Source organism: Nocardiopsis lucentensis DSM 44048 (genome assembly GCF_000341125.1).
Taxonomy (GTDB): Bacteria; Actinomycetota; Actinomycetes; order Streptosporangiales; family Streptosporangiaceae; genus Nocardiopsis; species Nocardiopsis lucentensis.
Genome location: NZ_ANBC01000556.1, coordinates 1 through 235, shown reverse-complemented (window position 1 = coordinate 235; position 235 = coordinate 1). Strand labels below are relative to the sequence as shown.

Here is a 235-nt window from a genome sequence, read left to right as displayed (position 1 = left end):
CGGCGCCGGGCTGGTGGCCACGACGGTCAGACCGGGCACCGCGCGCGACAGGCGGGCTACGGCGTCCGCGGCGGACGCGACCACGTGTTCGCAGTTGTCCAGCACGATCAGGGTCCGCCGGCCGCGCAGCAGGTCCACCGTCCGGTCGAACAGTCCAGGTCCAGAGCCGTCGTCGCGCGCCCCGAGCGCGGCGGCCAGGACGCTGACCGCGTCACCTCCCCCGGCGAGGGGGGCG

1 protein-coding gene is annotated in these 235 nt (G+C 77.0%); it reads right to left on the bottom strand.

Going from position 1 to position 235, the window contains the following annotated elements:
• A partial coding sequence (locus D471_RS40320) for a hypothetical protein (protein WP_040690361.1) occupies positions 1–235 on the bottom strand: 235 nt, incomplete at both ends.